Source organism: Streptomyces aquilus (genome assembly GCF_003955715.1).
Classification (GTDB): domain Bacteria; phylum Actinomycetota; class Actinomycetes; order Streptomycetales; family Streptomycetaceae; genus Streptomyces; species Streptomyces aquilus.
Genome location: NZ_CP034463.1, coordinates 6,613,274 through 6,640,094, shown reverse-complemented (window position 1 = coordinate 6,640,094; position 26,821 = coordinate 6,613,274). Strand labels below are relative to the sequence as shown.

Below are 26,821 nucleotides of genomic sequence, written 5' to 3'. Positions count from 1 at the left end.
TGACCAGGGTCAGCTCTGACCGCCACCCGCCATGACCGGGGTCAGCTCCGGCCGGCGCCGGGCTTGGCCGAGGCCGTCTCGGAGGCGGTCTCGGCCTCCGGGTCCGGGGTCTCCTCGAAGTCGACCTTCCCCAGCCGCCGGCTCATGCTCTTCATCAGGCCCCACACCGCCAGCGCCATCACCGCGAAGACGATGAAGCCGAGGACGCCGGGGGTGACCTTGTTCTCGTCCACCTCCTTGGCGAGGGGGGCGAGGTGCGTCATTGCCAGGCTCACGCTTGCGCTCATGTCAGGCATTGTCGCGGATGCCCGCGAAGAGGTCGTCCTCGGGGAGGGAGGTATCGACGAGGGACTTGGCGAGCTCGTACTCCTCCGTCGGCCAGACCTCCTTCTGGATCTCCATCGGGACCTTGAACCAGCCGCCGTCGGGGTCGATCTGCGTGGCGTGCGCGATCAGGGCCTTGTCGCGGATCTCGAAGAACTCGGCGCACGGGATGTGCGTGGTCAGGGTGCGCTCGGTGCGCTCGATCTCGTTCCAGCGCTTGAGCCAGTCCTCGTACGGCGACTCCAGGCCGCGGTCCAGCATCGCCTGGTGCAGCGCCTCGGTGCGGGGGCGGTTGAAGCCCTGGTTGTAGTAGAGCTTCCGCGGCTGGTAGGCGGGGCCGAAGTCCGCCTCCGGGTACTTCTCGGTGTCCGTCGCGCCCTCGAACGCCACCATCGAGATCTTGTGGGTCATGATGTGGTCGGGGTGCGGGTAGCCGCCGTTCTCGTCGTACGTCGTGATGACCTGGGGGCGGAACGCGCGGATCTTGCGGACCAGCTCGCCGGCCGCCTTGTCGACGTCCTCCAGGGCGAAGCAGCCCTCGGGGAGCGGGGGCAGCGGGTCGCCCTCGGGCAGGCCGGAGTCGACGAAGCCGAGCCACTCCTGCTTGACGCCGAGGATCTCGCGGGCCTCGTCCATCTCCTTCTTGCGTACCTCGTGGATGTGCTCCTCGATGTACTTGTCGCCCTGCAGCTTCGGATTGAGGATGGAGCCGCGCTCCCCGCCCGTGCAGGTCACGACCAGCACGTCCACCCCCTCGGACACGTACTTCGCCATGGTGGCCGCGCCCTTGCTCGACTCGTCGTCGGGGTGCGCGTGAACGGCCATCAGTCGCAGCTGGTCAGTCAAGACTCGATCCTCAGTAAGTCGGCGCCCCGGTGTCTTCGGGTGCGATCGGCGGCTTCTATAGTGACCGAATCGGAGGGCGAATAATTCCGGGGTCCGGCTGCGGCCCGGTTTCCGTCCGGTTTCTGCCGAGAGGACGATCATGAGCGCGTCGACCACGCGACTGCCCGAGGGCCGTTACGGCCGCTCCTCGGACGAGCGCGCCGACCGCAAGCTCAGGATCGCCGCCGTCGCGTTCGGGGCCCTGCTGGTCGCGCTGCTGGGCTATTTCGCCTGGCACTACGTCGCCAAGAACGAGATCAGCGCCGAAGTGATCACCTTCGAGCCGGGCAAGGACTCGGTGCAGGTCCATCTGGAGGTCCGCAAGGACGCCGGCGCCAGCGGCTACTGCACGATCCGCTCCCAGGCCGAGAACGGCGCCGAGGTCGGCCGGGCCGATTTCCGCTTCTCCGGTGACGCCACCCGGATCGACAAGGTCGTCACGCTCCGTACGACGTCCCCGGGCACCACCGCCGAGCTGCTGGGCTGCCACGCCGACTGAGTTCAGCCGCATTACGTAGTGGCTGACCTGCTTTGACGTGATTCTGATGGCTTATGTCCTCCCCCTTCGGCCGCTGAATTGTTAGGCTCGTGGTTTCGCCCATCCGTGAAGGAACATTCTTCTGGGTAGGGCGATGCTTTGTATTCCCAGTACCTACGAGGAGCACCTGTGACCCAGACCAGCGAAGACGTCACCTGGCTTACGCAGGAGGCGTACACCAAGCTCAAGGAAGAGCTGGCGTACCTGTCTGGTCCCGCGCGCGAGGAAGTCACCGCGAAGATCGCGGCCGCGCGCGAGGAGGGCGACCTGCGCGAGAACGGCGGGTACCACGCGGCCAAGGAAGAGCAGGGCAAGCAGGAGCTCCGCATCCGCCAGCTGACCCAGCTCCTGGAGAAGGCCAAGGTCGGCGAGGCCCCGGCGTCCGCCGACGGCGCGGTGGCCCCCGGCATGGTCGTGACGATCGCCTTCGACGGCGACGAGGACGACACGATGACCTTCCTGCTCGCCTCCCGCGAGTACGCCAGCTCCGACATCGAGACCTACTCGCCGCAGTCCCCGCTGGGCTCCGGCGTGATCGGCCACAAGGTCGGCGAGGACGCGGAGTACGAGCTGCCCAACGGCAAGAAGGCCTCCGTGAAGATCCTGAAGGCGGCGCCCTACAACGGCTGAGCCGGCTGCACCCCGCCCGTGACGGCCCCCGGTGTCCCCTGGGACACCGGGGGCTTTGTCATGCGGTCGCCGAGCGGTACTTCCTGACCGACAGGGTCCTGAAGACGACGATGATCAGGATCGAGTAGATCAGCGAGGCCCACACCGGGTGCTGCATCGGCCAGGCCTCGGAGGGCGAGACGCCCGGGTTGCCGAAGAGCTTGCGGCAGGCCTGGACGGTGGCGCTGAACGGGTTCCAGTCGGCGATGTGGCGCAGCCACGGGGTCATGTGGCTGGTGTCCACGAACGCGTTCGAGATGAAGGTGACCGGGAAGAGCCAGATCAGGCCGCTGGAGGTGGCCGCCTCGGGGGTGCGGACGGACATGCCGATCAGGGCGCCGATCCAGGTGAAGGCGTAGCCGAGCAGGAGCAGCAGCCCGAAGGCGCCCAGCACCTTGCCGGCGTTGGTGGGCGCGTCCGATCCGACGCGCCAGCCGACCAGCAGGGCGACCACCGCGAGGACGACCAGGGTGAGCGCGGTCTGGACGAGGTCGGCGAAGGTGCGCCCGGTGAGCACCGCGCCCCTGGCCATGGGCAGGGAGCGGAAGCGGTCGATGAGCCCCTTGTGCATGTCGTCGGCGATGCCCGCGCCGGAGCTGGCGGTGGCGAACGTGACGGTCTGCGCGAAGATGCCGGCCATCAGGAAGTTCTTGTAGTCGACGGCGCTGGTGCTGCCGCCGATCTGCATGGAGCCGCCGAAGACGTAGGTGAACAGCACCACGAACATGATGGGCTGGATCAGCCCGTAGATGATCATCTCGGGGATGCGGGACATCCGGATGAGGTTGCGCTGGGCGACGACCATGGAGTCCCGGACGGACTGGCTGACCGGGTTGCCGGCCGGTGCGACGCGTGCGGTGTCGGTGGCGGTGCTCATTTCTTGACGGCCTCCTCGTTGTTCGTGATGGCCTCCTCGGCCACATGGCCGGTCAGGGAGAGGAACACGTCGTCGAGGGTGGGGCGGCGCAAACCGATGTCGTCGATCTCGATGCCCCGGGTGTCGAGCTCGCGGATGACCTCGGCGAGCAGCTTGGCGCCCCCGGTGACGGGGACGGTGAGCTTGCGGGTGTGCTCCTCGACCGTGGTGTCGCCCTTGCCGAAGCCGCGCAGGACCTCGGAGGCGGTCGCGATGTCCTCGCGCTCATGGACGACGACCTCGACGCGCTCGCCGCCGGTGCGGGCCTTGAGCTGGTCGGAGGTGCCCTGGGCGATGAGCCGGCCGTGGTCGACGACGGCGATGTCATGGGCGAGGTGGTCGGCCTCTTCGAGGTACTGCGTGGTCAGCAGCAGGGTCGTACCGCCGGAGACCAGGCGCTTGATGACGTCCCACAGCAGCTGGCGGTTGCGGGGGTCCAGGCCGGTGGTCGGTTCGTCCATGAACATCACGGGCGGGGAGACGACCAGGGCGGCCGCGAGGTCGAGGCGGCGGCGCATGCCGCCGGAGTAGGTCTTGGTGGGGCGGTCGGCGGCGTCGGCGAGGTCGAACTGCTCCAGCAGCTCGGCCGCCCGGGCCTTCGCGGCCTTCGCCCTCATCTGGTAGAGCCGGCCGACCATCTGGAGGTTCTCGCGGCCGGTCAGATACTCGTCGACCGCCGCGAACTGGCCGGACAGTCCGATGGAACGGCGCACGGCGTCGGGGTGCTTGAGGACGTCGATGCCCGCGACGACCGCCGAGCCGCTGTCGGGCCGCAGGAGGGTCGTCAGACAGCGGACGGCCGTCGTCTTGCCCGCGCCGTTCGGCCCGAGCAGGCCCAGGACGGTGCCTTCCGGCACGTCCAGGTCGACGCCGTCCAGAGCCCTTACGTCACCGAAGGTCTTCACCAGGCCTTCGGCATAGATGGCGCCTGGCATATGAGTCTCCACGTCGTCGGGGATTCTTCGAAAAGCCTAGGTTTGCGCTGGTTGCGTCGCCTGTCTTTTTCTCTCGACTTCTCTCGACGCACCATAACGCGATGTATCGCGAGTCTCAACGGATTTTCCCGAAAGGGTGAATCCAAGCCGCTGACCTCAGTCGATGACCGTGTAACCCGCGTTCCGCAGGGCCTGGCCGACCTCGGCGCAGTGCTCGGGACCCTTCGTCTCCAGGTGCAGCTCGACCTCCGCCTCCGTGAACCCGAGCCGGGGGTCGGTCCGCACATGGCTCACGTCGAGGACATTAGCGTCGACCACTGACAACACCCCGAGGAGCGTGGCGAGGGCGCCGGGACGGTCCGTCAGGCGCAGACGTACGGCCAGGTAGCGGCCCTGCGCGGCCATGCCGTGCCGCAGGACGCGCTGAAGCAGCACCGGGTCGACGTTGCCGCCGGACAGCACCGCGACGACCGGTCCCTCGAAGGCGCCGGGGTCGCTCAGCAGCGCCGCGACGGGGCTCGCGCCGGCCGGCTCGACGACCAGCTTGGCCCGCTCCAGGCTCAGCAGCAGCGCGGCGGACAGCTCGTCCTCGCTGACCGTCCGCACCTCGTCGACGAGTTCGCCCACGATCTCGAACGGCACGTCGCCGGGCCGCCCGACCTTCATGCCGTCGGCCATCGTCGCCGGGTTCTCGATCGACATCGGGCGCCCGGCCGCCAGCGAGGGCGGGTACGCCGCCGCGCCCGCCGCCTGGACGCCCACGATCCGCACATCGGGCCGCAGCGACTTCACCGCGACCGCGACGCCGGCCGCGAGACCGCCGCCCCCGATCCCGAGGACGATCGTGCGCACCTCGGGGCACTGCTCCAGGATCTCCAGGCCGACCGTGCCCTGGCCCGCGATGACGTCCGGGTGGTCGAAGGGGTGGATGAACACCGCCCCCGTCCGCTCCGCGTACTCCTGCGCGGCGGCCAGCGTCTCGTCGACCACCTGCCCGTGCAGCCTCACCTCGGCGCCGTACTCCCGGGTCGCGCTGATCTTGGGCAGCGGGGCGCCCTTCGGCATGAACACCGTCGACCGCACACCCAGCAGCGACGACGCCAGCGCGACACCCTGCGCGTGGTTGCCCGCGCTCGCGGCGACGACCCCGGCCGCGCGCTCCTCGGGCAGCAGGCCGGCGATCCGGACGTAGGCGCCACGCAGCTTGAAGGACCCCGTGCGCTGGAGGTTCTCGCACTTGAAGTGCACCGGCGCACCCACCAGCTGGGAGAGGTGCCGGCTGCCCTCCATCGCGGTCACCCGCGCCACGCCCGTGAGCATCTTCTGGGCGCCGCGCACATCGTCGAGGGTGACGGGCCGCAGGGAGTGCAAGGAGTCAGCCGTGCCATAGCTCATGACACAAGCATCGCAGTTCACAGGCGGGAGCGACCGCTGTGACCAACCTCCGAGACCGGTTTGCGCAGCGCCGGTACGGCCCGCCTTCCGGCCGCGTACCCTGTCCCCCAACCCAGCACCCTTTACCTGAAGCGAGCCCCCGGCCATGCCCACAACACCTGAAATGTCGATGGACATGACGACCGTCGGTGACACCGGTCTCCTCGACACGCTCCAGCACGAGGTGGCGGTCTTCGCCCGCCGTGCCGAACAGACCCGGCTCGGCGGGGTGGGGCAGGTGCGCAACTCCATGGACCGCGCCGCATACCTGCTGCTCAACCGCCTCGACAAGGAAGGCCCGATGGGCGTCAAGGCGCTCGCCGCGAGCATGGGCATCGACTCGTCGACGGTCACCCGGCAGGTGGCACCGCTCGTGGACACCGGGCTCGTCAAGCGCACCTCGCACCCGGAGGACGGGCGCGCGGTGGTGCTCCAGCTGTCCCCGCGCGGGCTGTCGCGCCTGGAGGAAGTACGTTCCTCCCGGCGTCAGTTGATGGCCGAGCTGACACACGACTGGGCGCCGGAGGAGCGCGAGGCGTTCTGCACGCTCCTCACGCGCTTCAACACCGCGCTCTCCTCCCGGATGGCGGCCCAGGGGCTGCCGGGGGCGGATGCGCCGACGGCTTCCTGACGGACGCCGGAGAGCTCCAGGGTCGCCGTGCGCGCCCGCCGGGGCGGAACGGCGCGCGGCTCTTGACCGAAAGGCCACCCCTGGCCTCATATGAGACCGGGTCCCGAGTCGCACACGGTTCCGTATCCCGTACGCGACCAGGGTCCCGTTCCCTCGTACGGTCGGCCTGAGGCGGGAGGCGCGGTGCGACAACGGCATGCGTCGCAGGACGCCCGCCGGGCCCGGGAGTTCAAGTCGTTCGTCGCGGGCGCGGCCGGCCGGCTGCTGCATGCCGCGACGCTCCTCACGGCGGAGGCCCCGGACGCCAACCCGCGCGCGCGGCGCCTGCTCACGCTGTCGCTGGCGCACACGTACGCGTGCTGGGACGGACTGCACGGCGAGGACCCGTACGACCGGACCCGCCAGTACCTGGCCACCCGCTTCGCCCGCAGCGCGTGGCACCAGTACGGCGGCCTGTTCGGCGCCCGCCCCCATCCCGCCTGCCCCCTGGCCGGCCTGGCGCCGCAGGAGCGGCTCGTCCTCGTCCTGCGGCTCTACGAAGGGGTCGCCGAGGAACAGACGGCGGCACTCCTCGGCCTGCCGACGGAGCGCGTCCACACGATCTGCGACCGGGCGACGGCGACGTTGCTCCACCCGCCACGGGGCCCGGCCCCGACGGTGGGCGGGGCGAAGGTGGCGGCGTCATGAGGGGGCCGGGGCGGATCGGCGGCCCGGCAGGCAGGAAGGGGGCGGCGGTGAACCGGCCCGAGCGGCTCATGAGGGGGCCTGGGCGGGTCGGCGGCCCGGCCGGAAGGGGGCGGCGGTGAATCGGCCCGAGCGGGAGGCCGCGGTGCGGCGGGTCATGGACCAGGTGCCGCCGCTGGTGCCGCCGGAGCTGCACGACGAGGTGGTGCGCCGGGGCGCCCGGATGCTGCGGCGCAGGCGGGCGGCCCGCCGCGTGCTGTGGTTCCTGCTGTTCGCGGCGAGCGTGGCGTTCGTGGTGTGGGCGGTGATGGCCCGCCCCTGGGTGGAGCCGCCGTCGACGACGACTCCACCGCTGACCGACTGGTGAGCCGGACGGGCCCTAGCGGCCCAGCGCCTGCTGGAGGTCTTCCAGCAGGTCGTCGACGTTCTCGATGCCCACGGACAGGCGCACCAGGTCGGCCGGCACCTCCAGGGCGCTGCCCGCCACGGACGCGTGCGTCATGCGGCCGGGGTGCTCGATCAGGGACTCGACACCGCCCAGGGACTCGCCCAGCGTGAAGACCTTGGCGCGGTTGCAGACCTCGACGGCCGCCTCCTCGCCGCCCTCGACCCGGAACGACACCATGCCGCCGAACGCGCGCATCTGCTTGGCGGCGACCTCGTGCCCGGGGTGGTCCTCCAGGCCCGGGTAGAGGACCTTCGTCACGCGCGCGTGCCGGGTCAGCATGTCGGCGACCTTGGTGGCGTTCTCGCTGTGCCGGTCCATGCGGACGGACAGCGTCTTGGTGCCGCGCAGCACCAGCCAGGAGTCGAAGGGCCCGGCGACCGCGCCCATCGCGTTCTGGTGGTACGCCAGTTCCTCGCCGAGTGCCTCGTCACCGGTGACGAGCGCACCGCCGACGACGTCGGAGTGGCCGCCCATGTACTTGGTCAGGGAGTGCACGACGACGTCGGCGCCGAGCGCCAGCGGCTGCTGGAGGTACGGCGTGGCGAAGGTGTTGTCGACGACGAGCTTGGCGCCCGCGTCCCGGGCGACCTGGGCGACGGCGGCGATGTCGGTGATGCCGAGCAGCGGGTTGGAGGGGGTCTCCACCCACACGGCCTTGGTCTTCGGGGTGATGGCGGCCCGCACGGCGGCGGGGTCGCTGGTGTCGGCGACCGACCACTCCACGCCCCAGCGGGCGACGACCTTGGCGAAGAGGCGGAACGTGCCGCCGTACGCGTCGTTCGGGATGACCACGTGATCGCCGGGGCTGAGCAGCGTACGCAACAGGCAGTCCTCGGCCGCCAGTCCGGACGCGAACGCGAGACCCCGGCGGCCGCCCTCGAGGGCGGCGAGGTTCTCCTCCAGGGCGGTGCGGGTGGGGTTGGCGCTGCGGCTGTACTCGTAGCCGCCGCGGAGCCCGCCGACGCCGTCCTGCTTGTAGGTGGAGACCTGGTAGATCGGCGGGACGACCGCGCCGGTCAGGGGATCGGCGGTGTTGCCCGCGTGGATCGCGAGGGTCTCGAAGTGCTGACTGATGTGCCTGTCGCTCATGGGCCCCGAGCGTAGTCCGCATTCCGGACCGATGTCGGCGATGAGATGTACATGCCGTCCGCTGGGGAAGGATCGAGGGCGGGTTGTCCACAGGCCGGGGGCCTGGTTGGCCAATTGTCGGCGGCGTCTGGAACGCTTGTGGCATGGAGATTCTCTGGGTCCTGATGGCCGTGGTCATGCTGGGCTTCGTGGTGCTGCCCGTCCTGAGGCGTCGACGGGGCATGATCGAGCAGGTCCCGCCGGGCCACCCCGACGCCGCGGACCCGGCGGACTACGGTTTCGTACGGCAGGAGGAGCTGGACGTCCGGATGCCCGGCCCCGACCAGGACCTGCTGGACGTCCTGGACCTGGTGCAGCGCACCCAGGACTACCGCGCGGCCTCCCAGCTCCTCGCCGGCACCGAGGCGGCGGGCGAGCTGCGCTGGCAGCGGGTGCAGGCCTTCGCGGGGGCGGCCTCCCTGGAGCTGGCGCGGCGGCCGGGCGGGGTGAGCGAGACGCCGGGCGGGCAGTGGCTGCGGGTGTGGCGGGCCGAGGCGCCGAAGGACGCGGGCGGCGCGGCGGTGCACGCGGAGTTCCTGGTGCAGCAGGCGTGGCGGACGGCGACGCCGGGCACGGACGACTTCCGGATCATCATGGAGGAGGCGAAGGCGGCGTGCGGCGAGGCGGCGCTGCTGGCTCCGGGTGACCCGATCCCGTACATCGTCGAGCTGTCGGTCGCGCGCGGACTCGCGTACTCCCGCGAGGAGTTCGAGCAGCTCTGGCTGAAGATCCTGGACCGCGCGCCGGCGCACATGGGTGCGCATCTGGCGGCGCTGCACTACTGGTGCGAGAAGTGGCACGGTTCGCGCGAGCAGGCGATGTCCTTCGCGGAGGCGGCCGCGGCCCGCGCGCCCCAGGGCTCCCTCCTCTCGGCGATGCCGCTGTTCGCGGTCTTCGAGCACCTGCCCGAGGTCAACCTGGTCGCCGGCTTCTATCAGAGCGAGGTCGTGACGAAGGCGATACACGGCGCCCTGCACGCCGTCCACTCGGCCCGCGCGGACGACCCGATGCTGGCGCACGTCCGGCACATGCTGGTGTTCTTCCTGGTCCGCGGCGAGCGTTGGGCGGAGGCCATGAACCAGCTCCTCCACATCGACGGCCATGTGGGCGCCCTGCCGTGGACCCTGTCCCCCGACCCGGCGGCGGAGTTCGCGGTCTACCGGGCGCTGGCGGTGGCGGGTTACGAGGCGAACGGCGGCAGCCCGGCGACGCTGCCGCACTGAGACCGGGTACCGGAATGCCGTGGGGCGGGCCGGTGTTGACGGCCGTGCCGCCCTCCCCGACGAAGGAGTCAGCCATGCTGTTCGGCCGTACGCCCGTCCTGCCCACCGCCGAACAGGCGCTGAAGGGCCGCCCCGAGCCGCTGTACCGTCTCCCCGACCACCACACCGTGCTCGGCACCCCGCTCCTGGGCCCCTACCCCGAGGGCCTGGAGATCGCCGACTTCGGCCTGGGCTGCTTCTGGGGAGCCGAGCGCAAGTTCTGGCAGCTCCCGGCCGGTGTGTACACGACCCTGGTCGGCTACCAGGGCGGCCACACCGAGAACCCCACCTACGAGGAGGTGTGTTCGGGCCTCACCGGCCACACGGAGGTGGTCCGCGTGGTCTTCGACCCCGCCGTCCTGCCCTACGACCGTCTCCTGAGGACCTTCTGGGAATCCCACGACCCCACCCAGGGCTTCCGCCAGGGCAACGACGTGGGCACCCAGTACCGCTCGGCGATCCACACCCACACCCCCGCCCAGGCCGAAACGGCACTGTCCTCCCGCGACACCTACCAGAAGGCCCTGACAGCCTCGGGCCACCACCGCACGATCACCACGGAAATCCTCCCGACGGAAGGCCGCCCGTTCTACGCGGCGGAGGCGTATCACCAGCAGTACCTCGACAAGAACCCGGCGGGATACTGCGGCATCGGCGGGACCGGGGTGTCGTGTCCCGTAGGGGTGGTCGAGGCCGGTCGGTGAGTCCAGGTAACCGACGTCGAGGTGCTCGCCCGGCTGTTCGCTGGTCCGGTGAATCCCCTCCTCGATCTACGACGCCACCCACCCCGCCCTCGGGGTCGTCGGTTCATGGATCATGGCGGTGTGGACCAGCACCAGCTCACCCCGTATCAACAAGCCCTCCGCGACCGGTTTCTCGCCGCCCCCGTGCTGCCCGCGCCCGCCCCCTGGCAGCCCGTCTTCTCCCCGCGTCACGCCTCCTGCGCACCGGTCGGCGGGCTGCTCGGGATCGGGTTCGCGACGCATCCCGAGAGTGGGAACGACCTGGTCATGGTCGTCTCGCAGGACGGGCACGGGCTCTTCGACGCCGTCAGCGGGGAGAAGATCGCCCGGGACCGGGATCCCGGCGACGAGGACTGCACCCCGGACGGGACCGACGACCTGACCTGCCCGGGGCTCGGGCCGGTCGCCGGTGCCAGGGTGCGCATCGCCGGGCTCTTCGGCGGGGGGCTGCACATGACGGCCGTCGGCGGGTGGGGACTTGAGGTCGTCCAGCCCGCCTGGCCGCATGATCGGGTCCTGCTCACCCACGGTAGTGGCATGCCGCACCGTGAGCCCCACGGCGAGGGGTGGTGGCACATCTTCCACTCGTACTACAGCGAGCTGCGGGCCGTCGGCTTCTCCCCTTCCGGCCGCACCCTCGCCGTCGCCACCAGCAGCGACCTCACCCTCTGGACCCGCCCCATCTGACGGCATCGACGCGGAAAATCATTCGTCACCCCTCGTCCGTCACCCGCACGCTGTACCGCATGGAAGTCCCCCAGCATCAGATCCGCGCCGTCCACACGCCCTCCACCGTCACCGTCTACCAGGCCTACTCCCCCGCGATCGGCCTCCCCGCCGCCCGCGACGGGCGTTTCCCCGCGGCCTGGAAGCGTGACCGTATGACCTGGATCAAGCCCAGCTTCCTGTGGATGATGTACCGCTGCGGATGGGGCACCAAGGAAGGCCAGGAGACCGTCCTGGCCGTGGAGGTCACCCGCGACGGCTTCGAGTGGGCGCTACGGAACTCGTGCCTGTCGAGCTACGTCCGCGAGGTTCACCCCGACCGGGCCACCTGGCAACGGCAGTTGAAGCGCTCCCCGGCCCGCGTCCAGTGGGACCCCGAGCGGGATCTACGGCTGCGGCCACTGCCGTACCGATCCTTGCAGCTCGGCCTTTCCGGCGAGGCCGCCCGCCGCTACGCCGACGAGTGGACGGTGGCCATCCGTGACGTGACACCGCTCGCCCATGAGATCCACGCACTGGTCAGCAACGGCGAGCTGGAGTCGGCGGCGCGGCTACTGCCGCCCGAGCGCCCCTTTCCCACCCCGGAGTGACCACAGGCAGGCGGGAAGCGCGCTCAGCGTCATCCCCGTCGCGCCGATCCACAGCGTGGCCGCCGGACCGACGGCCGAGCCCGTCGCCCCTCCCAGCAGCCCGCCCAGCGGAATGCCGCCCCAGGACACGAAGCGGGCCGTCGCGCTCATCCGGCCCAGCAAGTGGTCCGGAGTCAGCGCCTGTTGGAGGCTCGACTGCGCCACGACACGGACGACCCCGCCCAGGGAGAGCGCCGCGAGACCCAACGCCGCCACGTACACGCTCCACCCCGGTCTCGCCATCGGCATCAGGGCCGTCAGGGGGCAGGTCACCAGGGGTGCCAGCCAGATGACCCGTCCCTGCCCCACGCGCGCCGCGACCCTCCCGGCCGACAGCGCGCCCAGCAGCGCACCGCACCCCATCCCGGACAGGACCAGGCCGACGCCGAAGGAGGCGAGGCCCACCTCCCGTGCGAGGTGGACCATCAGCATGGTCTGGTACATGACCAGGGAGAGGTTGAAGACGGCGTCCCCGAGGACGGTCGCGCGCAGGGCGGGATGGTCCAGGACGAATCTCACGCCCTCCCTGATCTCCCGTCCCAGCCGCGGGTGTTCACGAGGCACCGGCCTCGGTTCGCGGGTCCGGATGCCCGTCGCCAGCAGCCCCGACACGGCCATGCCCGCCGCACTCACCACCAGCGTCGCGGGCGCGCCCACCGCGCCGATGAGCGGTCCCGCCAGCGCCGGACCGCCGATGCTGGTCACCGAACGGATCGCGGAGAGCCGCGAGTTCCCCTCGACGAGCCGTTCGCGCCCCACCAGCCGCGGCAGCCAACTGACGTACGCGACATCGAAGAAGACCGTCAGCACCCCGTGCACGAGGGCCACCGCGTAGAGCCACCAGACGGTCAGCACGCCCGCCCACCACGCCACCGGGATCGTCGACAGGGCCAGCGCCCTGGCCAGATCGGTGCCGATCACCACCGGCCGTTTCCGCATCCGGTCCACCCACGCTCCCGCGGGCAGCCCCACCAGGAGTGAGCCCGCCGTGGTCATGGCGGTCAGCAGTCCGACCTGGAACTCGTCCGCCCGCAACGCCACGATCGCGACCAGCGGCAGCGCCAGGAAGAGGACGCGATCGCCGAGCTGCCCCAGGGCGGTGGCGGCGAACAGACGCCGGAAGCCCGGATCACGGAGCAGCCCGGAGGCAGCCGGGGTGGACGGTGCGGTCACCCGACTCACCGGGCATCGGCCTTGAACTCGTACACCACTTCCCGGCATCCGTCCGGGATGACCATGTCGGCGGTCTCCACCGGGCGTCCGGTGGTGTCGTAGAGGGTCCGTTCGATCAGGAGCACCAGGTCCCCGGCCCCGATCCCCAGCAGATGCGCCTGCGCCGGGGTCGCGCGAGCCGGGCGCGGCAGTTCTACGACGGTCTCGACCTGTACGCCGATGGAGCGCATCCGCGCCACCACGCCCCGGCCGGCCAGTGGACCCCGCTCGGGCAGCATGACCGGCGTTCCGTCCGTGAGGGCCAACGGCTCCCAGGACTGGGAGAGTTGGACGGGGCGGCCGTCGGCGAGGAACTCGTAGTGCGTGGTGACGCAGAGGTCGCCGGGGGCGATGGCCAGCCGCTCGGCGATCGCCTCGGACGCGGGGACGCCCGTCTCGCTGTGCGCGTCCCAGGAGTTGGCCCTGCCGCGCTCCTCCGGCACGGCACGCCCACGGTACCGGGAGCGGACCATCCGCAGGCGTTCGCGGGGTGTGCGGAGGTACGTCCCGGAGCCGGCCCGGCCCTCCAGCAGCCCCTCGGCGATCAGCCGGTCCACGGCCCGCTGCGTCACGTTGCGCCCGACGCCGTACTCCTCGGCGAGTCGCGCACGCGACGGAAGCCGCCCGCCGACGGCCCACTCCCCCGCGAGAATCCGCGCCCGCAGCGCGTCGGCCACGGCGAAGTAGGGCGCTGGTCGGGGCATCTGCGACTCTCCGGGTGCTGGTTCTCCAGGACGTCGGAAAGCTACTGCACCGCGCGAAAGCTACTGGAGCAGAAGCACCCGAGGCCACTGGGCCCTCAGACCCGCTCCGCCAGGAACTCCTCCCACGTCCGCTTGCCCTTCTCCGCCCCTTCCAGCGTGAGGTTCGCGCCCGCCCGATACGCCTTCCCGGCCTTCCCCGGGATCCGGACCGGCACCCGCAACCGGCCACGCGCGCCCCGCAGTTCGCGATACGGACGAGCCAGCTCGGCGATGTCGTGGACCTCCGGGCCCGCCATGTCCGGGACCAGCCCCGCCGGTTCGCCCAGCGTCAACTCGACCAGCCTCGCCGCCACTTCCGCCGAGTCGACCGGCTGGAGGCGCAGGCCGCCCGGTACCGGCAGGACGGGGAGCTTCGTCATCTTCTCGATCATCGTCAGGGTCAGGTCGTGGAACTGGGCCGCCCGCAGGGTCGTCCAGGGGATGCCCGAGTCGGCGATCGCCCGCTCCGCGTCCAGCTTGGTGCGCAGCCAGGCCAGGGGGACGCGGTCCGCGCCGATGACCGAGATGTAGACGAGGTGCCGTACGCCGGCCGCGCGGGCCGCCCGTACCAGGGTGCGGGTCGCCTCGTCGTCGCCCTTGGGGCCGCCGGCGAGGTGGAGGACCGTGCCGACACCGGCCAGTGCGGCGTCGATGCCCTCGCCCGTCATCAGGTCGCCGGTGACGTACTCGATCCCGTCCGCGCCCAGGCGCTCACGGCGGCTGAGGACCCGCACCGTGCGACCCGCCGCCCGCAGCAGCGGGACCGCGTGGCTGCCCAGGGTGCCCGTGCCGCCGGTGACCAGGATGGGTGTCGTCGTCATGACTGCTCCAGTTTTGTGAGCCGAAGAACTGCCGTCGCGGACATGACGCGAGGGACTGGAGCGATGTGACAGCCGGGGGCGGACTCGGTTGCGAAATCCGCTCTCGGCGCTCTTCGGACGTCAGCCGCCACTGCCGTAGGGCCTGGTCAGGATCTCCAGGTTGTGGCCGTTCGGGTCGTCGAAGTACGTGCCGCGGCCGCCGTCGTTGTGGTTTATCTCGCCCCGCTGTCGGTGGAACGGGTCCGCCCAGTACGTCAGACCCCGCTTCTCGATACGGCCGAAGATCGTGTCGAAGTCGTCCTCCGACACCAGGAACGCGTAGTGCTGCGGCGTGATGTCCCCGGACGCCTCCATGAAGTCCAGGGTCACTCCGTTGGGTATCTCGACGGGGATGAAGGGACCGTACTGCGGGCCCACTTCCAGTCCCAGGATGTCGGCGAGGAACCGGGCCGACGCCTGCTGGTCGTGTGCGGCGACGATGGTGTGGTTCAGCTGAACAGTCATCGTGTTGGCCTCCTCGTTCCGACCATACTCTCGCCGGTTGCCGTGTCCGCTGTGGCGGGCGAGGCCGTGCAACCTCCGGATGCCATAAGGGATATGACGGAGTGTGAGGCTGATTCGCTTGGAATACCGTCACGGGGATGGCCGATGTGCTTCGCTGTTGTACCTAGGGGGAACAGCAGGGGGAACATCACATGGACGACCGAGCGATCGAAGTCCTCGTCCTCCCCGAGCGGCCTGCCGCGCGGAACGACGAGGTGACCGAATTCGACGTGGCGATCGAGGTCAGGTGCCGTTACGCCACGAGTACCGAACGGTCCGGCAGCGCCATGAATCTCTGCCTGGTCATCGACCGCAGCGGCAGCATGGGCGCGCAGGACAAACTCGAGACCGCCAAACGCAGTTGCGTGGACATCTTCCGGCGGATCACCGGCGACGACCTGTTCACCGTCGTCGTCTTCGACCATGCCGCTCAGGTGGTGGTCAATCCGCAGACTCCGCGGGACCAGGTCGAGGACCGGCTCCAGGCCATCCGGCCCGGCGGCTCGACCAACCTCTCTCTGGGCTGGTACCAGGGGCTGCTGGAGTTGCAGAGCCATACGACAGAAGACCACTACGGCCGGCTGGTCCTGCTGTCGGACGGGCAGGCGAACGCCGGAGAGACGAAGAAGTCGGCGCTGGCCGCCGTCGCGTCCCGGGCCCGGGACGAGGGCATCACGACGTCCACCATCGGCATCGGCAGCGACTTCCAGGAGGACCTGCTGGAGGCGATCGCCACCGCCTCGGGTGGCCGGTTCTGGTACATCGCCGAGACCGGCATCGACAACATCCTGGAAGAGGAGTTCCGCAGCGCCCTCACCACGGTCCTCGACCGCCCGAGAATCGAGCTGACCCTGCCGCCCGGAGTGACCGTCAGCGAGGAGCTGAACTCTCTGCGGAAGATCTCCCGGCGTTACGGCCTGCGCCCGCTGAAAGGGCAGGACACCTTCAACTTCGCGGTACGGCTGGAGATCGATCCGGCACAGGTGAAGGCCCCGGAGTTCGCCATCGGGGCGACTCTGTACGACGGCAGCGAGGAAAAGGCCTCCGCCGAGCGGACCATCGCCCTCGCGCCGCAGGACACGGTGGTCACCACCGGGGTGCACGCCCTGGTCAGCAGCGTGGTGGCCCAGTACCGGGCCGAGCAGAACGAGGAGGAGATGCTCCGGAACATGGCCGCCGGAAACGTCAGCGGGATGAAGGAGATGTTGACGCTCGAGATCACCCGGATGCAGACGGTCGAATTGGGTCTGCTCAGTCAAAGGCCGATGATCGGCCAGACTCGTGTGGTGAATGAGATAGACCATCTCCGGCATCACCTCGACATGAACATATCGGCGCTGCTCGTGTTCGATCTGGTGGATGCCTTCCCAGAAGAGCCCGAGACCCGGAGCCTGCTGATGAGCATGCGCAAGATCCTCATGTCAGAGGGCCAGCGCAAGAAGTCCCGCGAGTTCGATGTCACCGACATGGACGAGGAGATGGAGATCGCGCTGCTCGTCGAGGCGATCGGCACCGTCGACCGACTGCTCCAGCGCCTGCCCCAGCAGAAGACCCCACTCGAAGAGACGCGCGGGAAACTCCGTGAGCGACTGGCACGCATCGAATAGCGGCGACTGGACCCCCATCGGCGGCAGAATGCTCGCCGGCCACGGCGGCGGCGTCGGTCCATACGCGGCCTCGTACGTGATCGACCTGGAGCCCGGACCGGTGCTCAACGGCTCCGTCTCCGCCGAGATCCGGCTGACCTCCCGTCGGGCGACCGGCGCCGGGCTGATCTGCCGGGCCAACAAGGACTGGACGTTCGTCGCCTTCTACACGACCCCGCACGACCCGGCGGCCGACACCACCGTCGCCCGGCTGTCCGTGTTCCAGGAGGGCATGCTGACAGCGGTCGCCCAGCTCGACGAACCGGTGCTCCTGGACCGCGGGTACAACCGGTTCACTCTGGAGTTCTACTCCGGCCAGGTGCGCGGCGAGATACGCGCAGGCGAGCGGACGTACGAGATCACCGCGTCCTGCGCCCATGTGCCCTTCCCCGGTTACACGGGCTTGATCAAGTTCTACGGCGCCGGTGTCCTGGCCAGGTCCTGGGCGACGGAGCGGACCCGGATTCCGTTCGTCACGGCGGACGCCCGACGAAAGGAAGGGCAGATGTTCGAGTACGACGTGTTTCTGTGCCATGCCTCGCAGACCGCGAAGGAAGTGGAAGGCATCGCCAAGCTGCTCGCCGACCGGGGTATCAGCTACTGGCTGGACAAGGAACAGATCACCTTCGGTGACCGTGTCTCGGAGAAGATCGAAGAAGGGCTGCGCGGCAGCCATTACGTCCTGCCCTGCATCAGCAAGCACATCAGCGGGAGCGGCTGGACCCGCGCCGAGTACGGCGGGATCCTCAATGCCGAACTGAGTGGTGACTCCACCCGCATAGTCATCCCGCTGCTGCTGACCGACAGTGAACCGGCCGACATTCCACTGCTCTTCCGGGACAAGCTGTGGGTCTCCAGCACCAACAAAGTGGAGTTCGACCGGTTCATCGACTTCCTGCTCAGCAACTGAAGGCGCGCGGTGCCGACCCGGACGTCCTGGCCGGCATCGGCACCGCGCACAGTTCCGTCAGATCGTCGCCGTGTCGATCACGAACCGGTACCGGACGTCGCTCGCCAGCACCCGCTCGTACGCCTCGTTGATCTCCGAGGCGCTGATCAGCTCGATCTCGGCGCCGAAGCCGTGCTCCGCGCAGAAGTCCAGCATCTCCTGGGTCTCCTGGATGCCGCCGATACCGGATCCGGCGAGGGTCTTGCGGCCGCCGATCACCGAGAAGAGGTTGAGCTTGACCGGCTCCTCGGGGGCGCCGACGTTCACGAAGGCGCCGTCCGTCTTCAGCAGGGACAGGTAGGCGTCGAGGTTCAGCGGGGCCGAGACCGTCGACAGGATCAGGTCGAAGGTGCCCGCCAGTTCCTTGAAGGTGGCCTCGTCGCTGGTGGCGTAGTAGTGGTCGGCGCCCAGCTTCAGACCGTCGTCCTTCTTGCGCAGGGACTGGGAGAGGACGGTCACCTCGGCGCCCAGCGCGTGCGCGATCTTCACGCCCATGTGGCCGAGGCCGCCCATGCCGAGGATGGCGACCTTCTTGCCGGGGCCGGCGTTCCAGTGCTTGAGCGGGGAGTACGTGGTGATCCCGGCGCACAGGAGCGGAGCGGCCTCGTCGAGCGAGAGGCCGTCGGGGATGCGGACGACGAAGTTCTCGTCGACGACGATCTTCTCCGAGTAGCCGCCGTAGGTCGGCTCGCCGTCCTTGCCGACGGCGTTGTACGTGCCGACGTTGCCGCCGGTGCAGTACTGCTCCAGGCCGGCCTTGCAGTTGTCGCACTCCCGGCAGGAGTCGACGAGACAGCCGACCCCCACCCGGTCGCCGACGGTGTACTTGGTGACGCCGGGGCCGACCTCGGAGACGACGCCCGCGATCTCGTGACCGGGGACCATCGGGAAGATCGCCTCGCCCCAGCCCTCGCGGGCCTGGTGGATGTCGGAGTGGCAGATGCCGGCGAACTTGATGTCGATCAGGACGTCGAACTCGCCGACCGGGCGTCGCTCGATGGAGGTCCGCTCCAGCGGGGCCTTCGCGGCGGGGGCGGCGTACGCGGCAACGGTGGTCATGCGGGGGTTCTCCTAGAGAGAGGGGGTCGCGCCCGGCTGCCTTCCGGCCGGGCACGATGTCCAGCGTGCCCGAGCGATCGCTGTTCACCCAGGTCACAGCTTTGCGTACGTTCGCTGGTCCTACTACTGGCGGGGACAGGATGGTGGACGTACAACCGTGAATACTCGACGTATGGACGAGAGAGCCGAGAGGGCGACGGAGCGGGGCGGAGTCGGCGGCACGCTGGACCGGCGGGCCGAGCTCAGCGAGTTCCTGCGCACCCGGCGGGCCCGGCTGAAGCCGGAGGACGTGGGGCTGCCGGACTTCGGGCGGCACCGGCGGGTGCCGGGGCTCAGGCGCGAGGAGCTGGCGCAGCTGGCGGGCGTCTCGGTGGCGTACTACACCCGCCTGGAGCAGGGAAACGGGCGGAACGTGTCGGCGGAGGTCCTGGACGCCATCGCCCGCGCGCTCAGGCTGAGCGATGCCGAGCACGCGCACCTCACCCATCTCGCGAAGCCGAAGCAGCACAAGAAGAAGCAGACGACGCGCACGGAGCAGGTGCGCGGGGCGCTCGGGCAGCTGCTGGACTCGATGGACGGCGTCCCGGCGTACATCACCGGCCGGCGCTCCGACATCCTCGTCTGGAACCGGATGGCCGCCGCCGTCTTCGGCGACTGGTCGGAGCTGCCGCCGCAGGAGCGGAACTGGGCGCGGCTGGTGTTCCTGCGGCCCGAGTACCGCGAGCTGTTCATGGAGTGGGACCAGAAGGCGTACGACATGGTCAGCTTCCTGCGCATGGACGCGGGCTGCCACCCCGACGACCCGCGCCTCGCCGCCCTCGTCGGTGAACTCTCCGTCAAGAGCGAGGACTTCAGGCGGCTGTGGGCCACCCACGACGTCAAGGAGAAGAGTTACGGCGTCAAGCACCTGATGCACCCGCTCGTCGGCGAACTCACCCTGAACTTCGAGTCGTTCCGCCTGACGGACGGCACGGACCAGGCCCTGATCACCTACTCCGCCGAGCCGGGTTCCCCGTCCGCCGAGGCCCTGCGCCTGCTGGCGAGCTGGGGAACGGACGCGACGCGGGTGGGCCAGGACTCGGCGGCACCCCAGCCCCGACCCCGGCCCTGACTCCCCGCGTCTCACCCCCGGTACGGCGGCGCCACCCCCCACCCCCACGCGGGGACCGGCTGCTCCGCCGGCGGCTTGGCGTCCGGGCCGGAGAAGTACACGGCGAGCCGCGTGCCCCACTCCAGGTACGCGAGGAACGCCGAGCGGAACTCGGCGTCCGTCGGCAGGCCCGCCTCGTCGGCCGCGTCCTGGATCAGGTTCACCCAGCGGCGCCGCTGCGTCTCGGTGATGCCGCGCCCCAGGTGCTTGGCGACCATGTGACCGTGGCCGCCCTGGGTCTCGGAGTACGTCGCCGGGCCGCCGAAGACCTCCGCGAGCCACATCGCCACGTGCGAGGCGTGCTCGGGCGCGAGCCCCTCGAACACCGGGGCCAGCAGGTCGTCCCTGAGCACCTTCTCGTAGAACACCGACGTCAGCCGCGCGAAGGCCTCCTCGCCGCCCGCCCACGCGTACAGGGTGGGCACGGCCGCGCCCGTCCCTCGTACCGTCGTCGGCTTGTAGTGCCGCATCTCCTCGATGTCACCGACGTAGGCGCGGATCTCGGCGAGGAAGTCGGCGAACAGCTCGGACTTGCGGAAGCCCTCGGTGTGGTCGTGCGTGGACGTCCAGGTGATGCGCAGGACGTAGTGCTCGAAGTCCTCCTCGCAGCGGGCGAGTTCGTAGTCGACGCACTGCGGGGCCGCCGCCAGCTGCGCCGCGGCGCGGGTGTAGGCGGACAGGAACTCGGCCGAACGGTCTTCCGGGATGCGGTAACGGATGTACTCGACGGTCTCTGCGGTCATGACCCCACACAAACACGCCCTGCGCGCCGGACGCTGCCGCTCCGCCTGACAGGTGCGTACGGGCCCCCTCCTGGCCCACGGACAGCCTTCTCATCCTTCTCTTATTTCAGCCTTATCCAGCCATCACGCGCCGTACCTACGGTGCGGCCATGTTCTTCACCTACCTGAGGCGCGAACTGCGCCGCCGCAGAAAGGCGGCCCTCGTCGTCGCCTCCGGGCTCGCGCTCGGCATCGCGCTGGTCATCGTGGTCAACTCCGTGTCCTCGGGGATGGGCAAGGCCCAGGACAAGGTCCTCCAGTCGCTGTACGGCCTCGGCACCGACATGACGGTCACCAAGGCCGCCGCCGCGCCCTCCGCCAACAGCTCCGAGCGTCCGCGCTTCAACTTCGACGCGCAGGACAGCGACTCCGACGAGGAGCAGAGCAGCGACCGCGTGCTGGTCCAGGGCTTCCAGACCCTCGCCACCTCGACCGTCACCAAGGTCGGCGACCAGAAGGGCGTCGCGGACGCCGTCGGCGGCCTGAGTCTTCAAGTCATCAAGGTCAGCGGCCAGTTCACACGCGGCCAGTTCCAGCAGAACGACGACGGGGGCGGCCGGCAGGGCGGCCCCGGCGGTGGCGGCACCGGCCAGCCCCAGGGTGAAGTGCAGGGCGGCGGCGCGAACTTCGACGTCAACAACTACTCCGTCTTCGGCACCGACGTCACCGAGCCGGCCCTCGGCCCGCTGACCTCCTCAGAGATCACCAGCGGCCGCACCTTCAAGACCTCCGAGACGGACGCCAAGGTCGTGGTCGTCGACTCGGCGTACGCCAAGGAGAAGAAGTACAAGGTCGGCTCGACGATCACGATCAAGGGCACCAAGTACAAGACGATCGGCATCGCCACCGCCAGCAGCGGTGACGCGGCGGCCAACCTCTACATCCCGCTGAAGCAGGCGCAGACCCTCGGCGACGCGAAGAACAAGGTCACCACGATCTACGTCAAGGCGACCGACTCCCAGCAGATCGACACCGTCAAGTCGACCATCCAGAAGAACATCTCCGGTACGACGGTGACGACCTCCGCCGACCTCGCCGACACCGTCTCCGGCTCCCTCTCCACGGCGTCCTCCCTGGCGACGAACGTCGGCAAGTGGCTGTCGATCGCGGTCCTGGTGGCCGCGTTCCTGGTCGCCGGCCTGCTGACCTCGTCGGCGGTCTCCCGCCGGGTGCGCGAGTTCGGCACGCTCAAGGCCCTGGGCTGGCGCTCCGGCCGGGTCACCCGGCAGGTGGTCGGCGAGGCGATGGTCAACGGCCTGCTCGGCGGCGCACTCGGCATCGCCCTGGGTCTGGCGGGCGCGTACGTCGTCACGGCCATCAGCCCGACGCTGCAAGCCCAGTTGGGCGGCGGGGGCGGTGGCGCGGGTGGCCCCGGTGGCGGCTTCGGCGGCCCTGGCCGACAGGCGGCGGCCAGGACACTGGACGTGGCCCTGACGGCCCCGGTGAGCGCGACGACGGTCGCGATCGCGGTGGCCCTGGCGGTGGCGGGCGGCCTGATCGCGGGCGCGTTCGGCGGCTGGCGGGCGTCGAGGCTGAGGCCGGCGGACGCATTGAGGCGAGTCGAGTAGCGAGGGGTTCCTTTATGGCTGGCGGGAGCTGACCCACCCAGGGGCGCGGGGCTGTATCTGATATGCGGCTCCGCCGCCTGAGCGCGACAAGCCCCCACCGGCCCGCAGCCGTAACGCATCCGCACCACCCCCGAACCCCACTCAGGAGCCATCCCAAATGTACGAACTCAAAAGCGTCACCAAGCGCTACACCCGAGGCAAAGAAACCGTGGACGCCCTTGCAGGCGTCGACCTCACCATCGCCGACGGCGACCGCCTGATCATCCAGGGCCCCACCGGTGGCGGAAAATCCACCCTCCTCCAAATGCTCGGCGGCCTGGACAAGCCCACCGCCGGCGAAGTCGTCCTGGACGGAACCGACTTGGCAAGACTGTCCGAAGCCAAGCTCACAAAGGTCCGCAGCGAGAACATCGGCTTCGTCTTCCAGAGCTTCAACCTCATCCCCACCCTGACCGCCCAGGAAAACGTGGAGACGGCCCTCGTCCCGCTCGGCGTCAAGGTCAAGGACCGCAGGGAACGAGCCGCTGAGGCCCTCAGGTCGGTCGGCCTGGGCGAGCGCCTCGCGCACCTCCCCTCCGAGATGTCCGGAGGCCAGCAGCAGCGTGTCGCGATCGCCCGCGCCCTCGTCAAGCAGCCGAAGGTGCTGCTCGCCGACGAGCCGACCGGCAACCTCGACGAGTCGATGCGCGACGAGATCATGGACGTACTCGAACGCATGTGGAAGGAGCTCGGGTTGACGTTCATCATGGTCACGCACGACTCCGCGATCGCGAAGAAGGCCCCGCGGCTGGCCACCATTCGCAAGGGAAAGATCACGGTGAAGGAGAACGCGAGCTCGTGACCAGGAGAATGCGAACTCCTGATTATGAGCATCGCGTAACAGTCCGAGTCTGTGCGTCACCTGTCCCTTGAGGTGCCTGATCACCCCCCGGCATACTGCGTAATCCGGGGGGTGCACGCTTGTCTGTGCGGGACCACCCCCGGCCGGGTGAACGGGGAAATTCACCCGGAACTTCAGCAAGGGGGAATCTTGCGCAGACAAGTGAAAAGAGTTTGTGCTGCCACCGTGGCCACGGGGGCGGCGGTCGCTCTCGCCGCGGGCATGACCAGCCCGGCGTCGGCGAAGCCGGAGGCTCAGGCACAGCCGGCGGGCTGGTCGAGCCAGCCGTTCAGCGCTCATCACCGCATCACCCTGATCACGGGTGACCGGGTAGCCGTCGACGCCAAGGGCCGGGTCGTCGGCGTGGAGCGGGCCAAGGGACGGGAGCACATACCCTTCCAGGTCCGCAAGGCCGACGGGCACACCCTGGTGATACCGGGTGACGCGGCCCGTCTGGTCGCCGCCGGCAAGCTGGACCAGCGACTGTTCGACGTCACCGAGCTCAACAAGTCCGACACCCGCAAGTCGCAGGCCAAGGGCCTGAAGGTGATCGTCGGCTACCAGGGCACCGCCACCGGCGCGAAGGACGACGTCCGCGACGCGGGCACCCTGCGCCGCACCCTGAAGACGCTCAACGCGGACGCGGTGCAGACGTCGACGAAGCAGACGCCCGAGCTGTGGGACGCCGTCACCAACGGCGACAAGACGGCTTCCGGCATCGCGCACGTCTGGCTGGACGGTGTCCGCACCGCGAGCCTCGACAAGTCCGTCCCGCAGATCGGCGCCCCCAAGGCGTGGGCCGCGGGCTACGACGGCAAGGGCGTCAAGATCGCCGTCCTGGACACGGGTGTCGACGCCACCCACCCGGACCTCAAGGACCAGGTGATCGAGGCCAAGAACTTCTCCACGGCCGCCGACGCCACCGACCACTTCGGTCACGGCACGCACGTCGCGTCGATCGCGGCGGGCACCGGGGCCAAGTCGAACGGCAAGTACAAGGGCGTGGCGCCCGGCGCCAAGATCCTGAACGGCAAGGTCCTCGACGACACCGGCTCCGGTGACGACTCCGGCATCCTCGCCGGCATGGAGTGGGCGGCCGCGGAGGGCGCCGACGTCGTCAACCTGAGCCTCGGCGGCCAGGACACCCCGGAGGTCGACCCGCTGGAGGCGGCGGTCAACAAGCTGTCCGCCGAGAAGGGCATCCTCTTCGCGATCGCGGCGGGCAACTCCGGTCCGGAGTCGATCGGTTCGCCGGGCAGCGCGGACGCCGCGCTCACCGTCGGCGCCGTCGACGACCAGGACAAGCTGGCCTTCTTCTCCTCCACCGGCCCGCGCGTCGGCGACGGTGCGATCAAGCCGGACGTGACCGCGCCGGGTGTGGACATCACGGCGGCGGCCGCCAAGGGCAGCGTCATCGACCAGGAGGTCGGTGAGAACCCGGAGGGCTATCTGACGATCTCCGGTACGTCGATGGCGACGCCGCACGTGGCGGGCGCGGCGGCGATCCTGAAGCAGGAGCACCCGGACTGGACGTACACCGAACTGAAGGGCGCCCTCACGGGCTCCACGAAGGGCGGCAAGTACACCCCGTTCGAGCAGGGTTCGGGCCGGATCCAGGTCGACAAGGCCATCAAGCAGACCGTGATCGCCGACCCGGTGTCGGTGAGCTTCGGCACGCAGCAGTGGCCGCACACCGACGACAAGCCGGTCACCAAGAAGCTGACGTACCGCAACCTCGGTACGGCGGACGTCACGCTGAAGCTGTCCTCGACGGCCACCAACCCCAAGGGCGCGGCGGCTCCGGCGGGCTTCTTCAAGCTCGGCGCCACCTCGGTGAAGGTCCCTGCGGGCGGCACGGCCTCGGTGGACTTCACCGTCAACACCAAGCTGGGCGGCACGGTCGACGGCGCGTACTCCGCGTACGTGACGGCGACGGGCGGCGGCCAGACGGTGCGTACCGGCGCCGCGGTGCAGCGTGAGGTGGAGTCGTACGACCTCACCGTCAAGCACATCGACAAGGACGGCAAGCCGACCCCGGACTACAACACCATCGCGGTCGGCTACACGGGGCTGGCCAAGGACCGCGTGTACCAGGTGACGATCGACGAGTCCGGCACCACCAAGATGCGGCTGCCCAAGGGCACCTACGCGCTGGACGCCTGGATCGCCAAGGACTGGGTCACCTTCAAGGGCGGCCTCGACTGGGTGATGCAGCCGAAGCTGAGCCTGACCAAGAACCGTTCGGTGACGATCGACGCCCGCACGACCAAGGCGGCCGACATCACGGTGCCGGACGCCTCGGCCACGCCGCTGTCCGCGATGATCAGCTACTACTACGAGCCCGCGCTGCTGCCGGTCGGCGTCAACATGGACTCCTTCGCGAACATCCGCATCGCGGCTCTCGGTGCCGATGTCTCCGGCGGTCTGACCCAGACCTGGTACGGGCAGTGGGCCAAGGGCGCGAACGCCGAGTACAACGTGGCGACCCAGGCCAAGGTCAAGCACCTGGTGGGTGACAAGGTCCGGCACTACAAGGCGAGCGACTTCGCCACGGTCAAGGCCAACATGGGTGCCCCGGCGAGCGGCAAGACCGGTGCGATCAGCCCGTGGGGCGAGCTGCCCGAGGACGGTGTCTTCGGTACGTTCGTCGAGCAGCAGCTGCCGGGTACCCGCACCATGCTGATGTCGACGGGCGACCAGATCAAGTGGGGCCTGGACTTCCTTCAGTTCGGGGGAGCCAAGGACGAGCAGGGCAACTCGATCCCGGAGGCCGGCTACACGCTGGGGAACCCGCAGACCTTCAAGGCGGGCACCACGTACAAGAAGACCTTCAACACCGCGGTCTTCGGCCCGCACATCAACAAGGACTACGGCGTCTTCCGCGAGGGCAACTACCTCTACGGGTCGCTGCCGCTGTTCGCGGACGGGGCTCAGCACTCGGGCTCGTCGGACTTCACCTCGGTGAAGACCGAGCTGTACCGCAACGGCACGAAGGTCGGCTCCAACAAGGACCCGCTCTTCGGTGAGGCGTTCACGGTTCCCGCCGGAAACGCCGAGTACAAGCTGACGTCGTCCGTGAAGCGGAGCGTCAAGCTGGCGGCGGCCTCGACGCGGATCGACGTGAGCTTCACGTTCCACTCGAAGAAGGCGGCCACCGAGGACCAGGTCACGCTGCCGGCCTCCACGGTCCGCTTCAACGCCAAGACCGGCCTCGACAGCCGCGTCAAGGCGGGCGAGACGGTGAAGATCCCGGTCACCGTCGAGGGCGCGGCCAAGGGCTCCAACCTCAAGTCCCTGGCGGTGTACGTGTCGTACGACTACGGCCAGACCTGGAAGAAGGTCACGGTCACGGACGGCAAGATCACCGTGAAGAACCCGGACAAGGGCAAGGCCATCTCGTTCCACGCCAAGATCACCGACAAGAAGAACAACAAGTCGACGGTCTCGATCTACAACGCGTACTACGGCAAGTAACCCACTGAGAAAGGCCCGCCGGAAGCTGCTCCAGCTTCCGGC

General features: G+C 69.6%; 27 protein-coding genes. 15 read left to right on the top strand and 12 right to left on the bottom strand.

The window, feature by feature from the left end:
* Positions 1–41 precede the first annotated feature (41 nt).
* Both EJC51_RS30720 and mca read right to left on the bottom strand, forming a co-directional pair.
* A complete protein-coding gene (locus EJC51_RS30720) occupies positions 42–296 on the bottom strand; it encodes a hypothetical protein (RefSeq protein WP_207924775.1) in 255 nt (84 codons plus the stop codon).
* Positions 289–1,149 (bottom strand): mycothiol conjugate amidase Mca, encoded by an 861-nt coding sequence (gene mca, locus EJC51_RS30715; RefSeq protein ID WP_165951214.1) that lies wholly within the window; start codon positions 1,147–1,149, stop codon positions 289–291. The genes EJC51_RS30720 and mca overlap by 8 nt, the downstream gene beginning before the upstream one ends.
* Before the next feature lie 160 nt (positions 1,150–1,309).
* On the opposite strand from mca, the gene EJC51_RS30710 reads away from it, so the two are divergent.
* Entirely contained in the window at positions 1,310–1,708 is a 399-nt protein-coding gene (locus EJC51_RS30710) for a DUF4307 domain-containing protein (RefSeq protein WP_126274042.1), read from the top strand.
* Positions 1,709–1,876: 168 nt separating this feature from the next.
* Positions 1,877–2,377 (top strand): transcription elongation factor GreA, encoded by a 501-nt coding sequence (greA, locus tag EJC51_RS30705; RefSeq protein ID WP_126274041.1) that lies wholly within the window; start codon positions 1,877–1,879, stop codon positions 2,375–2,377.
* A 58-nt stretch (positions 2,378–2,435) separates the two neighbouring features.
* On the opposite strand, the gene EJC51_RS30700 is transcribed toward greA, so the two are convergent.
* From EJC51_RS30700 to ilvA, 3 genes are all read right to left on the bottom strand, one after another.
* Positions 2,436–3,293, bottom strand: a complete 858-nt coding sequence (locus tag EJC51_RS30700; RefSeq protein ID WP_126274040.1) for an ABC transporter permease — start codon at positions 3,291–3,293, stop codon at positions 2,436–2,438.
* The gene (locus EJC51_RS30695; RefSeq protein WP_126274039.1) at positions 3,290–4,267 is read right to left on the bottom strand and encodes an ATP-binding cassette domain-containing protein; all 978 of its coding nucleotides are present in this window, start codon (positions 4,265–4,267) and stop codon (positions 3,290–3,292) included. The genes EJC51_RS30700 and EJC51_RS30695 overlap by 4 nt, the downstream gene beginning before the upstream one ends.
* Positions 4,268–4,423: 156 nt before the next feature.
* Entirely contained in the window at positions 4,424–5,662 is a 1,239-nt protein-coding gene (gene ilvA, locus EJC51_RS30690) for a threonine ammonia-lyase (RefSeq protein ID WP_126274038.1), read from the bottom strand.
* Between the two features lie 163 nt (positions 5,663–5,825).
* Between ilvA and EJC51_RS30685 the strand changes: the two genes are divergently transcribed.
* The 3 genes from EJC51_RS30685 (at position 5,826) to EJC51_RS30675 (ending at position 7,383) form a co-directional block, all read left to right on the top strand.
* The gene (locus EJC51_RS30685; protein WP_179143498.1) at positions 5,826–6,332 is read left to right on the top strand and encodes a MarR family winged helix-turn-helix transcriptional regulator; all 507 of its coding nucleotides are present in this window, start codon (positions 5,826–5,828) and stop codon (positions 6,330–6,332) included.
* Positions 6,333–6,515: 183 nt separating this feature from the next.
* Positions 6,516–7,019, top strand: coding sequence for a sigma factor-like helix-turn-helix DNA-binding protein (locus EJC51_RS30680; RefSeq protein WP_126274037.1), 504 nt, complete (start codon positions 6,516–6,518; stop codon positions 7,017–7,019).
* A 115-nt stretch (positions 7,020–7,134) separates the two neighbouring features.
* Positions 7,135–7,383, top strand: coding sequence for a hypothetical protein (locus EJC51_RS30675; protein ID WP_126274036.1), 249 nt, complete (start codon positions 7,135–7,137; stop codon positions 7,381–7,383).
* A 12-nt stretch (positions 7,384–7,395) separates the two neighbouring features.
* Here the strand turns inward: EJC51_RS30675 and EJC51_RS30670 are convergent, their stop codons facing one another.
* Positions 7,396–8,553 carry a cystathionine gamma-synthase gene (locus EJC51_RS30670; protein WP_126274035.1) on the bottom strand — a complete coding sequence of 386 codons (1,158 nt, stop codon included), beginning with the start codon at positions 8,551–8,553 and terminating at the stop codon, positions 7,396–7,398.
* Between the two features lie 143 nt (positions 8,554–8,696).
* Between EJC51_RS30670 and EJC51_RS30665 the strand changes: the two genes are divergently transcribed.
* From EJC51_RS30665 to EJC51_RS30650, 4 genes are all read left to right on the top strand, one after another.
* On the top strand, positions 8,697–9,815 hold the full coding sequence (locus EJC51_RS30665) for a hypothetical protein (protein ID WP_097268305.1): 1,119 nt from the start codon (positions 8,697–8,699) through the stop codon (positions 9,813–9,815).
* 74 nt (positions 9,816–9,889) lie between these two features.
* Positions 9,890–10,558: a peptide-methionine (S)-S-oxide reductase MsrA gene (gene msrA / locus EJC51_RS30660; protein ID WP_126274034.1), complete on the top strand. Its 669-nt coding sequence runs from the start codon at positions 9,890–9,892 to the stop codon at positions 10,556–10,558.
* A gap of 105 nt (positions 10,559–10,663) precedes the next feature.
* Positions 10,664–11,284, top strand: coding sequence for a hypothetical protein (locus EJC51_RS30655; protein WP_208870751.1), 621 nt, complete (start codon positions 10,664–10,666; stop codon positions 11,282–11,284).
* Between the two features lie 59 nt (positions 11,285–11,343).
* On the top strand, positions 11,344–11,913 hold the full coding sequence (locus EJC51_RS30650; protein WP_126274032.1) for a DUF4291 domain-containing protein: 570 nt from the start codon (positions 11,344–11,346) through the stop codon (positions 11,911–11,913).
* On the opposite strand, the gene EJC51_RS30645 is transcribed toward EJC51_RS30650, so the two are convergent.
* From EJC51_RS30645 to EJC51_RS30630, 4 genes are all read right to left on the bottom strand, one after another.
* Entirely contained in the window at positions 11,875–13,125 is a 1,251-nt protein-coding gene (locus EJC51_RS30645; protein WP_244362923.1) for an MFS transporter, read from the bottom strand. The genes EJC51_RS30650 and EJC51_RS30645 overlap by 39 nt on opposite strands.
* A gap of 5 nt (positions 13,126–13,130) precedes the next feature.
* On the bottom strand, positions 13,131–13,868 hold the full coding sequence (locus EJC51_RS30640; protein WP_126274030.1) for a GntR family transcriptional regulator: 738 nt from the start codon (positions 13,866–13,868) through the stop codon (positions 13,131–13,133).
* Between the two features lie 95 nt (positions 13,869–13,963).
* Positions 13,964–14,728, bottom strand: a complete 765-nt coding sequence (locus EJC51_RS30635; protein ID WP_126274029.1) for an SDR family oxidoreductase — start codon at positions 14,726–14,728, stop codon at positions 13,964–13,966.
* Positions 14,729–14,848: 120 nt separating this feature from the next.
* Positions 14,849–15,232, bottom strand: a complete 384-nt coding sequence (locus EJC51_RS30630; RefSeq protein WP_126274028.1) for a VOC family protein — start codon at positions 15,230–15,232, stop codon at positions 14,849–14,851.
* A 191-nt stretch (positions 15,233–15,423) separates the two neighbouring features.
* Between EJC51_RS30630 and EJC51_RS30625 the strand changes: the two genes are divergently transcribed.
* A complete protein-coding gene (locus EJC51_RS30625; RefSeq protein ID WP_126274027.1) occupies positions 15,424–16,878 on the top strand; it encodes a vWA domain-containing protein in 1,455 nt (484 codons plus the stop codon).
* Entirely contained in the window at positions 16,853–17,827 is a 975-nt protein-coding gene (locus EJC51_RS30620; protein WP_166682920.1) for a toll/interleukin-1 receptor domain-containing protein, read from the top strand. The genes EJC51_RS30625 and EJC51_RS30620 overlap by 26 nt, the downstream gene beginning before the upstream one ends.
* Positions 17,828–17,884: 57 nt before the next feature.
* Here EJC51_RS30620 and EJC51_RS30615 read toward each other — a convergent pair whose 3' ends face one another.
* On the bottom strand, positions 17,885–18,925 hold the full coding sequence (locus EJC51_RS30615; protein WP_126274025.1) for an NAD(P)-dependent alcohol dehydrogenase: 1,041 nt from the start codon (positions 18,923–18,925) through the stop codon (positions 17,885–17,887).
* A gap of 172 nt (positions 18,926–19,097) precedes the next feature.
* Between EJC51_RS30615 and EJC51_RS30610 the strand changes: the two genes are divergently transcribed.
* A complete protein-coding gene (locus EJC51_RS30610; protein WP_126274024.1) occupies positions 19,098–20,036 on the top strand; it encodes a helix-turn-helix domain-containing protein in 939 nt (312 codons plus the stop codon).
* Positions 20,037–20,047: 11 nt separating this feature from the next.
* Here EJC51_RS30610 and EJC51_RS30605 read toward each other — a convergent pair whose 3' ends face one another.
* Complete coding sequence (locus EJC51_RS30605; RefSeq protein ID WP_126274023.1) at positions 20,048–20,818, bottom strand: group II truncated hemoglobin; 771 nt, start codon at positions 20,816–20,818, stop codon at positions 20,048–20,050.
* Positions 20,819–20,967: 149 nt separating this feature from the next.
* Between EJC51_RS30605 and EJC51_RS30600 the strand changes: the two genes are divergently transcribed.
* From EJC51_RS30600 to EJC51_RS30585, 3 genes are all read left to right on the top strand, one after another.
* The gene (locus tag EJC51_RS30600; protein ID WP_126274022.1) at positions 20,968–22,425 is read left to right on the top strand and encodes an ABC transporter permease; all 1,458 of its coding nucleotides are present in this window, start codon (positions 20,968–20,970) and stop codon (positions 22,423–22,425) included.
* Between the two features lie 157 nt (positions 22,426–22,582).
* Positions 22,583–23,266 (top strand): ABC transporter ATP-binding protein, encoded by a 684-nt coding sequence (locus EJC51_RS30595; RefSeq protein WP_126274021.1) that lies wholly within the window; start codon positions 22,583–22,585, stop codon positions 23,264–23,266.
* 261 nt (positions 23,267–23,527) lie between these two features.
* A complete protein-coding gene (locus tag EJC51_RS30585) occupies positions 23,528–26,779 on the top strand; it encodes a S8 family peptidase (RefSeq protein ID WP_126274020.1) in 3,252 nt (1,083 codons plus the stop codon).
* Positions 26,780–26,821: the final 42 nt, after the last annotated feature.